Here is a 14,360-nt window from a genome sequence, read left to right as displayed (position 1 = left end):
TCAATCTGGGAGAAGCGCTAGAAGAAGCGCGGATCGTCGAAGACACCGGACGCGACCAGATAGACGTAGAAGTCGGCGAGCGCCACGCTCAGCAGGGAGGCCCACGCCAGCTGCATGTGCCGGGCGTTGAGGCGGCCGACGAACTGCCACGCCCGGTACCGCACGGGATGCTTGGAGAAGTGCTTGAGCTTGCCGCCGACGATGTGCCGGCAGGAGTGGCAGGACAGGGTGTACGCCCAGATCAGCACGATGTTCACGAGGAACACCAGGGTGCCGAGGCCCATGTGGCCCCACGCGTAGTGCTCGTCGCGGAAGGCGAGGACGGTGTCGTAGGTGAGCACCCCGGCGACCGGGATCGCCGCGTAGAAGAAGTACCGGTGGATGTTCTGCAGGATCAGCGGGAAGCGCGTCTCACCGGTGTACTTCCCGTGCGGCTCGGCCACCGCGCAGGCCGGCGGGGACGCCCAGAAGCCCCGGTAGTAGGCCTTGCGGTAGTAGTAGCAGGTCAGGCGGAAGCCCAGCGGGAAGATCAGGATGATGATCGCGGGGGAGATGCCCCACCAGCTTCCGAACAGGTCCGCGTTGGGTCCGGCGCGCATGTCCCGGCAGTTCTCCGCCAGGCAGGGCGAGTAGAACGGCGACACGTACGGCGCCGCGTAGTAGTGGGCGTTGGCGAAGGCGCGCCACGTCGAGTAGACGACGAAGGCCAGCAGACCGGCCGCGGTGGCGGCCGGGGCCAGCCACCAGCGGTCGGTGCGCAGGTGCGGGGCGGCGATCGCGGCGCGGCCGGGCGCGCGGACGCCGCCGCCCCGGGGTGCCGTCCCGGTGGGTTCCGTACCAGTGGCCACGGTGGACTCCGGTCGGGGTCAGGGTGCGTGCCGGTCGCGGGCGCCGAGACCCTCGTCGTCCGAGTCCTGCCACAGCGACGGGTCGTACGGCGTGTCGGGGATGCTGACGAGGTCGGGCCGGATCGGCTCGCCCGGTGCGGAGGCCGCCTGCCGCAGCAGGGCGACGCTCTCGCGCAGATGGTTGGTGTCGGTACGGACGCGGCGGATCTCCAGACCGCCGCTGCCGAGCTGCTGCTCCAGCCGTCCCACCGACCGCATCAGGTCGTCGAGGCAGCGCTGGACGGCTGCCAGATCGTCGTGCACGGACATGACGTGACCTCACTTCCACGGGTCCATCGGGCCCCCAGGTGCCAACGGTCATGCGCCTGCGAGTGTTGCGCGTCACACCTGGCGCTGTGAAGGGATGTGCATCGATTGGCCGAGGCGTACAGGTGCACGACGGCGGGGATTGCGCCGCACGGGTGGCTTACCGTGCGTGGCCGCCGTGTCGCACCGCGTTGCCGGATCCTTTCCTCTTCAGTGGCTGCCATCGATCTGCATACATCTGATCAACTCCATATACCGCCAAACGTGATCATATCGCCCGCGGCCTTCCGGAGGTACCTGAGATGTCCCACGTCGGTGTCGGCCCGCGCGCGGTGGTGCGCTCGGCCGCCTTCCTCACCGCGGGAGCCCTCGCGGTCACCGTCCTGACCGGCTGCGGCGGCGCGGACGAGGCCGGCAAGCCGCTGGCCGGGCAGGACATCGCCGAGGCGGCCCGCGACCGGGTGGCCGACGGCGGCACGCTGCGCTGGGCCGTCGACGCCGTACCGGACACCCTGAACACGTTCCAGGCCGACGCCGACGCCGCCACCACCACCGTCGCCCAGGCCACCCTGCCGTCGATGTACCGGCTCGACGCCACGGGCCGCCCGCAGCGCAACGCCGACTACCTGGAATCGGCCAAGGTCGTCGAGACCGAGCCCAAGCAGGTCGTGCTGTACAAGCTGAACCAGCAGGCCGTCTGGAGCGACGGCCGCGAGATCGGCGCCGCCGACTTCGCCGCCCAGTGGCGCGCCCTGTCCGGCAAGGACTCCGCCTACTGGACGGCCCGCAACGCCGGCTACGACCGCATCGAGAAGGTCGAGCGCGGCGACAACGACCTGGAGGTCAAGGTCACCTTCAGCCGCCCCTACGCCGACTGGCGGTCGCTGTTCTCGCCGCTGTACCCCAAGGACGTCATGGGCAGCCCCGACTCCTTCAACGACGGCGCCCGCCGCAAGCTGAAGGTCTCCGCGGGCCCGTTCAAGGTCAAGGAGGTCGACCGCAAGGAGAAGGACGTCGTCCTCACCCGCAACCCGCGCTGGTGGGGCGAGCCCGCCAAGCTCGACAAGATCGTGCTGCACGCCGTGCCGCGCGACAAGCGGGTCGACGCGCTCGCCGACGGCACGGTCGACCTGGCCGCGGTCGACCCGGCCGGCGCCCGCCGCATCGCCGGCGCCGCGCAGGGCAACGCGGGCCCGCTGCACGGCCCCGGAAGCGGACGCACGGAGACCGAGGCGCTGCGCGCCTGGGGCACGGCGCACGGCTTCGACAAGGAGGCCGCCGACAGCGAGCGCGGCCTCAAGAAGCTGCGCAAGGCGATGGCCGAGTGGCACATGCGCGAGCAGCAGCTGCGCGGCTTCGAGGTCCGCAAGTCCTTCGAGCCCGCCTACACCCAGCTGGCCCTCAACGGCTCCGAGGGGCCGCTCGCCGACGAGCGGGTGCGCCGGGCGGTGGCCCGCGCGCTGAACCGCAAGGAACTGGCCGAGCTGGTGCTGAAGCCGCTCGGGCTGCCCGCCGTCCCCGTCGGCAGCCACCTCGCCCTGTCCGGCCAGGCCGCCTACGCCGACAACAGCGGCGCCCTCGGCGACCAGGACACCGGCGAGGCGCAGGCGCTGCTGGCCGACGCCGGGTGGGTGCCGGGCGGCCCGGTCGAGGAGCCGAAGAAGGCCGAGAAGGCCGCGGGCGGCAACGGCAGGAAGGCCGACGACGGCAACGACGGCGACGCGTCCGAGGGCGGCGACGACGGGACGTACATCGTCGGCGAGGACGACAAGGCGCCGCGCGAGGAGGACCGGGACGCCGAGGAGGCCCAGGGCGCCCGGGACGAGAAGCCGTCCGGCCGGCACGGTGAGGACGGCGGCCGGCACCTCGCGCAGGACGGCCTGCACGGCGGGGCGCCCGGCGCGTACGCCCCCAAGGGCACGGCGGCCCCGGCCGGCGCCGGGCCGAGGGCGCTCGCCAAGGACGGCAAGCCGCTGTCCCTGAAGTTCGTCGTCCCCTCCGGCCCCGGCTCGGAGACGCTGCGCGCGGTCGCCGGCCGGATCGCGAAGATGCTCGACCGGGTCGGCATCCGCACCGAGATCACCAAGGTCGCCGACGACAGCTACTTCAAGGACCACATCGCGGCCGGCCAGTACGACCTCGCCCTGTACTCCTGGCCCGCCTCCGCCTTCCCGGCGACCGACGCCCGCCCCGTCTACGCCAAGCCGGTCCCGGCGGCCGACGGCTCGCTGACCGTGGAGCAGAACTACACGCGCGTCGGCACCGACCAGGTCGACCAGCTCTTCGACCAGGCGATCGGCACGCTGGACGAGGACGAGGCGCGCGACCTGATCCGCAAGGCCGACTCGCGCATCTGGGCGGCGGCCGGCTCGATCCCGCTCTACCAGCGGCCCGAGCTGACCGCGGCACGCAAGGACCTGGTGAACGCGGGCGCCTTCGGGTTCCGCACGCCGGTCTACGAGGACATGGGCTTCCTGAAGAAGGGGGCGAAGATCTCGGCCTCCCCCACGAAGGGTTAGCGACCTCCCCGACAGGCCCAGCGGGCCGCCGCTGCCAAGGACACGTACCATGGGGTGAGGCCGTGGCGTGTCAAGCCCGGCAGGCCCGCGTCACACGGACGTACGCGCAGGCCATCCTCACACTCCGGGAGAACGCCCTCTATGGCCACGCGCCACGACATCCGCAACGTCGCCATCGTCGCCCACGTCGACCACGGCAAGACCACCATCGTCGACGGCATGCTCAAGCAGGCCGGTGCCTTCGCCGCGCACCAGCTCGACTCGGTCGACGACCGCATGATGGACTCGAACGACCTGGAGCGTGAGAAGGGCATCACGATCCTCGCCAAGAACACGGCGGTCAAGTACCACCCGAAGGACGGCGGGGAGCCCATCACCATCAACATCATCGACACCCCCGGCCACGCCGACTTCGGCGGCGAGGTCGAGCGCGGTCTGTCGATGGTGGACGGTGTCGTGCTGCTGGTGGACGCCTCCGAGGGCCCGCTGCCGCAGACCCGCTTCGTGCTGCGCAAGGCCCTCCAGCAGCGCCTGCCGATCATCCTGTGCATCAACAAGACGGACCGGCCGGACTCCCGGATCGACGAGGTCGTCAACGAGACGTACGACCTCTTCCTCGACCTGGACGCCGACGAGGACCAGATCGAGTTCCCGATCGTCTACGCCTGCGGCCGGGACGGCGTCGCCTCGCTGACCAAGCCCGAGGACGGCACGGTGCCGGCGGACTCCGACAGCCTGGAGCCGTTCTTCTCCACCATCCTGGACACCATCCCGGCCCCGTCCTACGACGAGGACGCCCCGCTCCAGGCCCACGTCACCAACCTCGACGCGGACAACTTCCTCGGCCGTATCGCGCTGCTGCGCGTGCACCAGGGCGAGCTGAAGAAGGGCCAGACGGTCGCGTGGATGAAGCGCGACGGCTCCGTGCAGAACGTGCGGATCTCCGAGCTGATGATGACCGAGGCGCTCACCCGCAAGCCCGCCGAGAAGGCCGGCCCGGGTGACATCTGCGCGGTCGCCGGTATCCCCGAGATCATGATCGGCGAGACGCTGGCCGACCCGGAGAACCCGATCGCGCTGCCGCTGATCACGGTGGACGAGCCGGCGATCTCGATGACCATCGGTACGAACACCTCGCCGCTGGTCGGCCGCGGCGGCACCGGCAAGGGCGCCGACGCCAAGGCCGCGGTGAAGGACCGCAAGGTCACCGCCCGCCAGGTGAAGGACCGGCTGGACCGCGAGCTGATCGGTAACGTCAGCCTCCGCGTCCTCGACACCGACCGCCCCGACGCCTGGGAGGTGCAGGGCCGCGGTGAGCTGGCGCTCGCCATCCTCGTCGAGACGATGCGCCGCGAGGGGTACGAGCTGACCGTCGGCAAGCCCCAGGTGGTCACCAAGGAGGTCGACGGCAAGGTCTACGAGCCGGTCGAGCGGATGACCATCGACGTGCCCGAGGAGCACATGGGCGCCGTCACGCAGCTCATGGGCGTCCGCAAGGGCCGGATGGACAACATGTCCAACCACGGCTCGGGCTGGGTCCGCATGGAGTTCGTGGTGCCCTCGCGCGGTCTGATCGGTTTCCGGACGGAGTTCCTGACCCAGACCCGCGGCACCGGCATCGCCCACTCCATCCACGAGGGCCACGAGCCCTGGTTCGGCACCCTGCAGACCCGTAACAACGGCTCCCTGGTCGCCGACCGCGCCGGCGCCGTGACGGCGTTCGCGATGACGAACCTCCAGGAGCGTGGCGTGCTCTTCGTGGAGCCCGGCACCGAGGTGTACGAGGGCATGATCGTCGGCGAGAACTCCCGCTCCGACGACATGGACGTCAACATCACCAAGGAGAAGAAGCTCACCAACATGCGGTCGTCCACGGCCGATGTGGCCGAGTCGATCGTCCCGCCGCGCAAGCTGTCGCTGGAGCAGTCGCTGGAGTTCTGCCGCGACGACGAGTGCGTCGAGGTGACCCCGGAGGCCGTTCGCATCCGCAAGGTGAACCTGGACGCGCGGGAGCGTGCCCGGGCCGCGAGCCGCGCCAAGCACGGCTGACCCGGCCGCCGGCCGGCACCCGGACCGCAAAGGCCCGGCCCTCGCACGAGCGGGGGCCGGGCCTTCGGCTGTTCACTTCCCGGTGGACCTGATCGTGACCGTCCGGTTATCGGTATGCGGTCGTTCAGGTTTCGGACATGTAAACCCTGAATTCGTAGCTATATGTCCGATTTGACGGTCTCTCATCTCACCTGTCAAGCGCGCGCAGGTGTCAATCTTTGCAATTTTTCCTCAAAATATGGACGGTAGGGAGATCCCTATGTCTTCCACCCTTGACGCGCGTTGAACACTTTGGCGAAAGTTCCCCCAAACCACAGAACCTGCCGGTATCTGTGCTGCGCTCAACTCTCCAACCCCCCGGGGGAAGAACACACATGACCAGTCCAGTCGCCTTGGACCCTGAGCTCGAGTCGACGCCCGAGCCCGCGAAGGGCGAGCAGAAGCTCGAGGGACGTTCTCCCGGCCAGTTGATGTGGCAGCGCTTCAAACGGGACCGTACCGGTGTCATCTGTGCCTGGGTAGTGATTTTCTACTTCGTCGTCGCCCTGGGCGCCCCGCTGCTGACGAAGCTGAGCGGCACCGACCCGTACACGCTGTACGGCCAGGACCCCACCTACGCGGACAAGCCCGTGCTCGACGACTTCGGGCTGCCGCTCGGGTACTTCGGCGGCGTCTCCGGCGACCACTGGTTCGGCGTGGAGCCGCAGTTCGGCCGCGACCTGTTCGCCATGCTCGTGTACGGCATGCGGACCTCGCTGTTCATGGCGCTCGGCGTCACCGTCCTGATGATGGTCACCGGCATCGTCCTCGGCCTCATCGGCGGTTACTTCGGCGGCAAGACGGACTACTGGCTGGGCCGGGTCACGGACTTCTTCCTGTCCTTCCCGCAGCAGCTGTTCTTCATCGCCTTCATGCCCGTCGTGACGTCCTTCTTCGTGGACCCGCGGGAGGAGACGCCCACCTACTTCCGGGCGCTGGCGATGCTGATCGTGCTGTGGGTGCTGGGCTGGATGAGCATGTCCCGCCTGGTCCGCTCCACCGTGCTGTCGCTGCGCGAGCGGGAGTTCGTCGAGGCCGCCAAGGTCTCCGGCGCCTCGCCGGCCCGGATCATCCGCAAGGAGATCCTGCCGAACGTGGTGACGCCGATCCTGGTGCAGTTCACGTACACGCTGCCCAGCACCATCCTCACCATCGCCTTCCTCTCCTTCGCGGGCGTCGGCTTCGTCGAGCCGACCCCGGACTGGGGACGACTGTTCGCCGCGGGTGCCACGTACACCCAGCAGGACCCGGCGTTCATCTTCTTCCCCGGTCTGGCGCTGGTGATCTTCGTCCTGGCCTTCAACCTCCTCGGAGACTCGGTCCGGGACGCCTTCGACCCCAAGTCCGGGCGGTAACCGTCCATTGGTGGGGGGTGGCTGCCGCCCCCGCGTCGGCCTACCAGCCGCGTCCGGCAGCACTCATGGATAACAACCGACAGGTAGGTGCATTCGCCTCATGAAGTCGCTCACGTCGCGCAGAGCGCGCGCCATCGTGGTCGCCATCGCGGCCGGCTCGCTCGCCCTCACCGCGTGCTCCAAGAACGAGGGGGGCAAGTCCAACGCGGACTCCAAGAAGGACCAGCAGGAGGCCTCGGTCCAGTCGAAGGCGGTCACCTACGCCGACGCCGCCGGCTCCACCGGCCCGGCCCCCGAGATCGCCGGCGCCAAGAGCGGTGGCACGATCCAGGTCTACCAGGAGGCGGGCCTGTCCCACCTCGACCCGGGCCAGATCTACGTCTCCGACGCCGGCCAGGTCGCCAACCTGCTCTTCCGCCGCCTGACCCAGTTCAAGGAGGACGACAAGGGCAACGTGTCGGTCGTCGGCGACCTCGCCACCGACTCCGGCCAGTCCTCCGACGGCGGCAAGACCTGGACGTACAAGCTGAAGGACGGCGTCAAGGACGCCAACGGCAAGCCGATCACGTCCGCCGACGTCCGCCACAGCGTCGAGCGCCTGTACGCGAAGTTCATCTTCGACGGCCCGACCTACCTGCAGACCTGGCTGAGCGGCGCCGACTACCGCAAGGCGCTGCCCGGCGGCGGCTTCGACGGCAAGCACCTGCCGGCCACCGTCCTGGACACCCCGGACGACAAGACGGTCGTCTTCCACTTCGACACCGCCCGCCCGGACCTGCCGCAGACGCTGGCCATGGCCGGCTACGGCGTCGTCCCGGAGGAGTCGGACACCAAGGAGAAGTACGACAAGGCCCCGGTCGCCACGGGCCCGTACAAGATCCAGTCGTACAAGGCCGACAAGTCCCTGGTCCTGGTCAAGAACACCAACTGGGACCCGAAGACCGACTCCGTGCGCCACCAGTACGTCGACGGCTTCAACTTCCAGTTCGGCATCACCGAGTCCACCCAGACCAAGCGTCTGATCGCCGACCAGGGCGAGGACAAGAACGCCATCCAGCTCACCAACGGCGTCGAGGCCACCCAGATCCAGGACGTCGTCGGCAACCCGAAGGTCAACGCCCGCGTGACCAAGGGCTACCAGCCCTACGTCATGCAGCTGACCTTCAACCTGGACCGCGTCAAGGACAAGAAGGTCCGCGAGGCCGTCACCTACGCCGTCAACTCCAAGGCCCTGATCGCCGGCGAGGGTGGTGTCTACGGCGGTGACGTGGCCCCGAACTACTTCGCCCCGACCCTGCCCGGCTACGAGCCGACCTACGACCCGTACGGCCGTCTGAAGACGCCGCAGGGCAACATCGCCAAGGCCTCCGAGATGGTCAAGGCGCTGCCGGAGAACGAGAAGACCCTCGTCTTCGCCTACGCCAACAGCGAGAACGGCCAGAAGCGCAAGGTCGCCATCGAGGACGCCCTGACCAAGGTCGGCTTCAAGGTCGTCGCCAAGGAGATCGACGCGGCGAGCTACTACGAGCAGATCGGCAAGCTCGCCAACCCGTACGACATCTACATCACGGGCTGGGGCCAGGACTGGCCGTCCGCGGGCACGGTCGTCACGCCGATCTACGACGGTTCGCAGGTCGCCGACGGTTCCTCGAACTACTCGCACGTCAAGGACCAGAAGGTCGACGCGCTGATCAAGAAGGCCCTCACGCAGGAGCCGACCGAGGCCGCGGCCACCTGGAAGGAGGCGCACCACTACCTCCTCGAGAACGTGATCCCGTCCGCGCCGCTGTGGTACACGAAGCAGATCATGCTCTCCGGCTCCAACATCGGTGGTGCCCGCTACGGCTCGGTGTCCAGCCTCATCGACATCAACCACCTGTTCCTGAAGTCGTAACTCTCTACGGCTGATCGCGGGGGCGCGCACCAGGCGGAGCGCGCCCCCGCACCTCCGTGAAACCTCCCACCGTCTCCGCAGAGAGCAGCCAACCCGCCATGCTTCAGTTCATCCTCCGGCGCACGGTCGGTGCCGTCGTCACCCTCTTCCTCATCGGCGCCGCCACATTCTTCCTGTTCGTCGCCGCGCCCTCCGACTACGCCTCCCTGGCCTGTGGCAAGGACTGCTCTCCCCAGAGACTGGCGGACATCCGGGAGGCGCTCGGACTCGACCTTCCGCTCGTCCAGCAGTTCTGGGACTTCATGACCGGCATCGTGATGGGCCGTGACTTCCCGACCGGACACTGCAGCGCCCCGTGCCTCGGCCAGTCGTTCTACTCGGGCGAGATGGTGTGGGACACGATCATGGACCGGTTCCCGACGACCCTGACGCTCACCGCGGGTGGTGCGGTGGTCTTCCTCGTCGTCGGTGTCGGTGCGGGCATGATCTCCGCCTACCGGCGCGGATCCCTCCTGGACAAGATCGCCACCGGCGGCTCGATGGTCCTCAGCTCCTTCCAGATCTACTTCCTCGGCCCGATCGTCCTGTGGATCTTCGTCTACAGCAGCGGTCTGATGGACAACCCCAAGTACGTCCCCATCACCCAGGACCCCGCCGGCTGGTTCGTCGGCATGCTGCTGCCGACCCTCGTGATGGCCACCATCTTCACCGCGCAGTACACCCGTATGGCGCGCTCGTCGATGATCGAGCAGCTCGCCGAGGAGCACGTGCGCACCGCCCGCGCCAAGGGCATGTCGAAGCCGTACGTCTTCTTCCGCTACGCCTGGCGCGGCTCGCTGATCCCGATCGTCACCGTCTTCGGCATGGACGTCAGCTCCATGCTCGGCGGCGCCGTCGTCACCGAGCTGACCTTCTCCCTGCAGGGCATCGGCCGGCTGGCCGTGGACGGTGCGGTCCACAAGGACCTGCCGATGACCATGGGCGTGATGCTGTTCGGAGCCTTCTTCATCCTGCTCATCAACATCCTCACCGACATCGCCTACGCCTACATCGACCCGCGCATCCGGCTCTCCTAGGAAGAACGAACCACCGTGACCACACTGACCAAGACCGAGGACTCTCCGGCCCCGACCGGCCCGGACAGCTTCCTGTCGGTGCGCGATCTGAAGGTGCGGTTCTCCACCGAGGACGGCATCGTCAAGGCGGTCGACGGACTCTCCTTCGACGTCGAGCGCGGCAAGACCCTGGGCATCGTCGGCGAGTCCGGCTCCGGCAAGTCCGTCACCAACCTGACGATCCTGGGCCTGCACAACCCGCGCACCTCCACCGTCGAAGGCGAGATCGTCCTCGACGGCAAGGAACTCGTCACCGCCACCGAGCGCGAGCTGGAGCGGCTCCGCGGCAACAAGATGGCGATGATCTTCCAGGACCCGCTGACCGCGCTGTCCCCGTTCTACACGGTGGGCCGGCAGCTGTCCGAGCCGTACATGAAGCACAAGGGCGCCTCCAAGAAGGAGGCGAAGGACCGCGCCATCGAGATGCTGACCAAGGTCGGCATCCCGCAGCCCAAGATGCGCTTCGACGACTACCCGCACCAGTTCTCCGGCGGTATGCGCCAGCGCGCCATGATCGCCATGGCCCTGATGTGCGACCCCGACCTGCTGATCGCCGACGAGCCGACCACCGCGCTCGACGTGACCGTCCAGGCGCAGATCCTCGACCTGCTCAAGGACCTCCAGCAGGAGTTCGGCTCCGCGATCATCTTCATCACCCACGACCTCGGCGTCATCTCGCACGTGGCCGACGACCTGCTGGTGATGTACGCGGGCCGGGCCGTGGAGCGCGGTTCCGTCCGCGAGGTCATGCGCGAGCCGAAGCACCCCTACACCTGGGGCCTGCTCAGCTCCATGCCGCGGCTGGACAGCAGCGTCGACGAGGCGCTGGAGCCGATCCCCGGCTCCCCGCCCTCGCTGCTCAACCCGCCCTCCGGCTGCCCCTTCCACCCGCGCTGCGCCTTCCGCGACCAGGTCCCCGGCACCCTGTGCTCGGACACCCGGCCGCCGCTGGGCGAGGGCCGGGCCGCCGCCTGTCATCTGACGGCGGAGCAGAAGCAGACCATCTTCATCGACAAGATCCAGCCCCGGCTGCGCTAGGGAGATCCGAGACATGAGCGACAACCTCACCCTCCCCGCACAGCAGGGCCCCTCCGACGCCACGCCGTCCTCGACGGAGCCGCTGCTCGAGGTCGAGGGTCTGACCAAGCACTTCCCGATCTACGGCGGCTTCCCGATCAAGCGGAAGGTCGGCGCCGTGCAGGCCGTCGACGGGGTGTCCCTGAGCGTCGGCGTCGCCGAGAGCGTCGGCCTCGTCGGCGAGTCCGGCTGTGGCAAGTCGACCACCGGCCGGCTCATCACGCGGCTCCTGGAGCCGACCGCCGGCAAGATCACGTACGCGGGGCAGGACATCACGCACGCCTCGCGGCGGCAGCTGGCGCCGGTGCGGTCCGAGATCCAGATGATCTTCCAGGACCCGTACTCCTCGCTGAACCCGCGGCAGACCGTCGGCTCCATCATCAAGTCGCCGATGGAGGTCAACGGGATCGAGCCCGCGGGCGGGCGCGAGAAGAAGGTCCGCGAGCTGCTGGAGCTGGTCGGCCTCAACCCCGAGCACTACAACCGGTTCCCGCACGAGTTCTCCGGCGGTCAGCGGCAGCGCATCGGTGTCGCGCGGGCGCTGGCGCTGGAGCCGAAGCTGATCGTCGCCGACGAGCCGGTGTCCGCGCTGGACGTGTCGATCCAGGCGCAGGTCGTCAACCTGCTGCAGCAGGTGCAGAAGGAACTGGGCATCGCGTTCCTGTTCATCGCGCACGACCTGGCCGTCGTGCGGCACTTCTCGCAGCGGGTGGCGGTGATGTACCTCGGCAAGGTGGTCGAGGTCGGTGACCGCGACTCCATCTACAACCGGCCGCGGCACCCCTACACGCACGCGCTGCTGTCCGCCGTGCCGGAGATCGAGCTGGACGGCGGTTCGCCGGAGGGGCGCGAGCGGATCCGGCTGTCCGGTGACGTGCCGTCGCCGATCTCGCCGCCGTCCGGGTGCCGGTTCCGTACGCGGTGCTGGAAGGCGCAGGACAAGTGCGCGACGGAGGAGCCGCCGCTGGTGCAGCTGTCCGGGAACCGGGCGGGGCATCTCACTGCGTGCCACTTCCCGGAGGAGCCGACGACGGAGGCGCGGGACGAGGACGTGGTGCTGGACCCGGCGCTGAAGGCGCTGGAGGGCGACGCGGACTGAGCGTCCGGAGCTGAAGCGGCGGCGGGGATCCCACCATCCCCGCCGCCGCTTCTTGCGTTGTGCCTGCGGCGGCCTGTGCGGGTGCGTGGTGGGGTCGGGGCCCCGCCGTGCCCCTCTGGCGTAGCTGCGGGCAGTCGTGCCGCTGGGGCGATGGGGGTCCCCCCTGCTCGAGCGAAGCCGAGAGCTTGGGGGAGGGTGGGCGCAGCGGCACCCCGTCAGCGCCGGGCTGCGCCTCCCACCCCCGGCCCGCACCAGCGCCGGGCACCCCGTCAGCGCCGGGCTGCGCCGCCCACCCCCGGCCGGCACAGTCACCGCCTCCCCCAAAAGGCCCTGTACAGGTGCGTTATATGCCATCCGCACGGATATTGGCCGGTAACGGACCTGCGCCCCGGCGCGTCAAGGAGGAGGCACTCCATGGGTGGAGCCACGCACGCCAAACGGGTCGCCTGCGCGGCGGCCGTAGCTCTCGCGGCGACGGCCTGCGGGGGCGGCGGCGACGACAGCGGGGGCGGCAGCGGTGCCGGCGGTGGTGTGCTCAGTTCCTCCTGGGGCGACCCGCAGAACCCGCTGGAGCCGGCCAACACCAATGAGGTGCAGGGCGGCAAGGTGCTGGACATGATCTTCCGGGGGCTGAAGCGGTACAACCCGCAGACCGGCGCCGCCGAGGACATGCTCGCCGAGAAGATCGCCACCAAGGACTCGCAGAACTTCACCATCACCGTCAAGAACGGCTGGACCTTCAGCAACGGGGAGAAGGTGACGGCCAAGTCGTTCGTGGACGCGTGGAATTACGGGGCCAGTCTGAAGAACAACCAGAAGAACGCGTATTTCTTCGGGTATATCGAGGGGTATGGAAAGGTTCACCCCGAGGACGGCAGCAAGCAGAGCGCCGACACGCTCAGCGGGCTGAAGGTCGTCGACGACCGGACCTTCACCGTCAAGCTGACGCAGAAATTCAGCACGTTCCCCGACACCCTCGGCTACCCCGCCTTCGCCCCGCTGCCGCAGGCGTTCTTCTCCGACCACGCCGGCTGGATCAAGAAGCCCGTCGGGAACGGCCCGTACATGATCGACTCGTACACCAAGGGATCGCAGATGTCCCTGCGGAAGTGGGACAAGTACCCGGGGGCGGACAAGGCGCAGAACGGGGGCGTCGATCTGAAGGTGTACACCGACAACAACACCGCCTACACCGACCTCATGGCCGGCAATCTCGACCTCGTCGACGACGTGCCCGCCGCGCAGTTGAAGAATGTGAAGAGTGACCTCGGGGATCGCTATCTGAACACTCCCGCCGGGATCATTCAGACGCTTGCCTTTCCGTTCTACGACGCGCAGTGGAACAAGGCCGACAGCGACAAGGTCCGCAAGGGCCTGTCCATGGCCATCAACCGCAAGCAGATCACCGAGACCATCTTCCAGAAGACCCGTACCCCCGCCACCGACTGGACCTCCCCGGTGCTGGGCAAGGACGGCGGCTTCCAGGACGGGCTCTGCGGGGACTTCTGCGACTACGACCCCGAGCAGGCCAAGAAGCTCGTCGCGGAGGGCGGCGGCATCCCCGGCGGGCAGGTGAAGATCTCGTACAACGCGGACACCGGCTCGCACAAGCAGTGGGTCGACGCCGTCTGCAACTCCATCAACAACGCCCTCGGCAACGACAAGGCGTGCGTGGGCAGCCCCGTCGGGACCTTCGCCGACTTCCGCACCCGCATCACCCAGAAGAAGATGAGCGGCCCCTTCCGGGCCGGCTGGCAGATGGACTACCCGCTCATCCAGAACTTCCTCCAGCCGCTCTACTACACCAACGCCTCCTCCAACGACGGCAAGTGGAGCAACAAGAAGTTCGACGGCCTGGTCGACCAGGCCAACAAGGAGACCGACACCGCCAAGGCCATCGGCCTGTTCCAGCAGGCCGAGGAAGTGGTCCGGGACAACATGGCGGCCATTCCGCTGTGGTACCAGAACGGCAGCGCCGGCTGGTCCGAGCGGCTCTCGAACGTCAAACTGAACCCGTTCAGCGTGCCCGTCTACAACGAGATCAAGGTCGGCTGATCCG

At 68.5% G+C, this 14,360-nt stretch carries 10 protein-coding genes; 8 read left to right on the top strand and 2 right to left on the bottom strand.

Translation table 11 applies throughout. From position 1 onward, the window contains the following. Positions 1-17: 17 nt before the first annotated feature. Together sdhC and IE308_RS17845 are read right to left on the bottom strand one after the other, a co-directional pair. Complete coding sequence (gene sdhC / locus IE308_RS17850) at positions 18-848, bottom strand: succinate dehydrogenase subunit SdhC (RefSeq protein WP_190218676.1); 831 nt, start codon at positions 846-848, stop codon at positions 18-20. 18 nt (positions 849-866) lie between these two features. Then, positions 867-1,157 (bottom strand): Rv0250c family protein, encoded by a 291-nt coding sequence (locus IE308_RS17845; protein WP_110630191.1) that lies wholly within the window; start codon positions 1,155-1,157, stop codon positions 867-869. 299 nt (positions 1,158-1,456) lie between these two features. On the opposite strand from IE308_RS17845, the gene IE308_RS17840 reads away from it, so the two are divergent. The 8 genes from IE308_RS17840 (at position 1,457) to IE308_RS17805 (ending at position 14,356) form a co-directional block, all read left to right on the top strand. Beyond that, entirely contained in the window at positions 1,457-3,673 is a 2,217-nt protein-coding gene (locus IE308_RS17840; protein ID WP_190218675.1) for an ABC transporter family substrate-binding protein, read from the top strand. Between the two features lie 141 nt (positions 3,674-3,814). Beyond that, complete coding sequence (typA, locus tag IE308_RS17835; RefSeq protein WP_110630195.1) at positions 3,815-5,722, top strand: translational GTPase TypA; 1,908 nt, start codon at positions 3,815-3,817, stop codon at positions 5,720-5,722. A gap of 374 nt (positions 5,723-6,096) precedes the next feature. After that, positions 6,097-7,116, top strand: a complete 1,020-nt coding sequence (locus IE308_RS17830; RefSeq protein WP_190218674.1) for an ABC transporter permease — start codon at positions 6,097-6,099, stop codon at positions 7,114-7,116. A 100-nt stretch (positions 7,117-7,216) separates the two neighbouring features. Beyond that, complete coding sequence (locus IE308_RS17825; protein ID WP_190218673.1) at positions 7,217-9,010, top strand: ABC transporter substrate-binding protein; 1,794 nt, start codon at positions 7,217-7,219, stop codon at positions 9,008-9,010. A gap of 98 nt (positions 9,011-9,108) precedes the next feature. Continuing rightward, entirely contained in the window at positions 9,109-10,086 is a 978-nt protein-coding gene (locus tag IE308_RS17820) for an ABC transporter permease (RefSeq protein ID WP_110630197.1), read from the top strand. 15 nt (positions 10,087-10,101) lie between these two features. After that, positions 10,102-11,163 (top strand): ABC transporter ATP-binding protein, encoded by a 1,062-nt coding sequence (locus tag IE308_RS17815; protein WP_110630199.1) that lies wholly within the window; start codon positions 10,102-10,104, stop codon positions 11,161-11,163. Positions 11,164-11,176: 13 nt separating this feature from the next. Next, on the top strand, positions 11,177-12,301 hold the full coding sequence (locus tag IE308_RS17810; protein ID WP_110630201.1) for an ABC transporter ATP-binding protein: 1,125 nt from the start codon (positions 11,177-11,179) through the stop codon (positions 12,299-12,301). A gap of 414 nt (positions 12,302-12,715) precedes the next feature. Next, positions 12,716-14,356, top strand: a complete 1,641-nt coding sequence (locus IE308_RS17805; protein WP_190218672.1) for a peptide ABC transporter substrate-binding protein — start codon at positions 12,716-12,718, stop codon at positions 14,354-14,356. The last annotated feature ends 4 nt before the right edge of the window (positions 14,357-14,360 follow it).

Origin of the sequence: Streptomyces griseosporeus (assembly GCF_014656055.1) — a bacterium.
In the GTDB taxonomy this organism is placed as follows: Bacteria; Actinomycetota; Actinomycetes; order Streptomycetales; family Streptomycetaceae; genus Streptomyces; species Streptomyces griseosporeus.
Note: the sequence above shows the minus strand (reverse complement) of the source record. Positions and strands in the feature narration are given on the sequence as shown.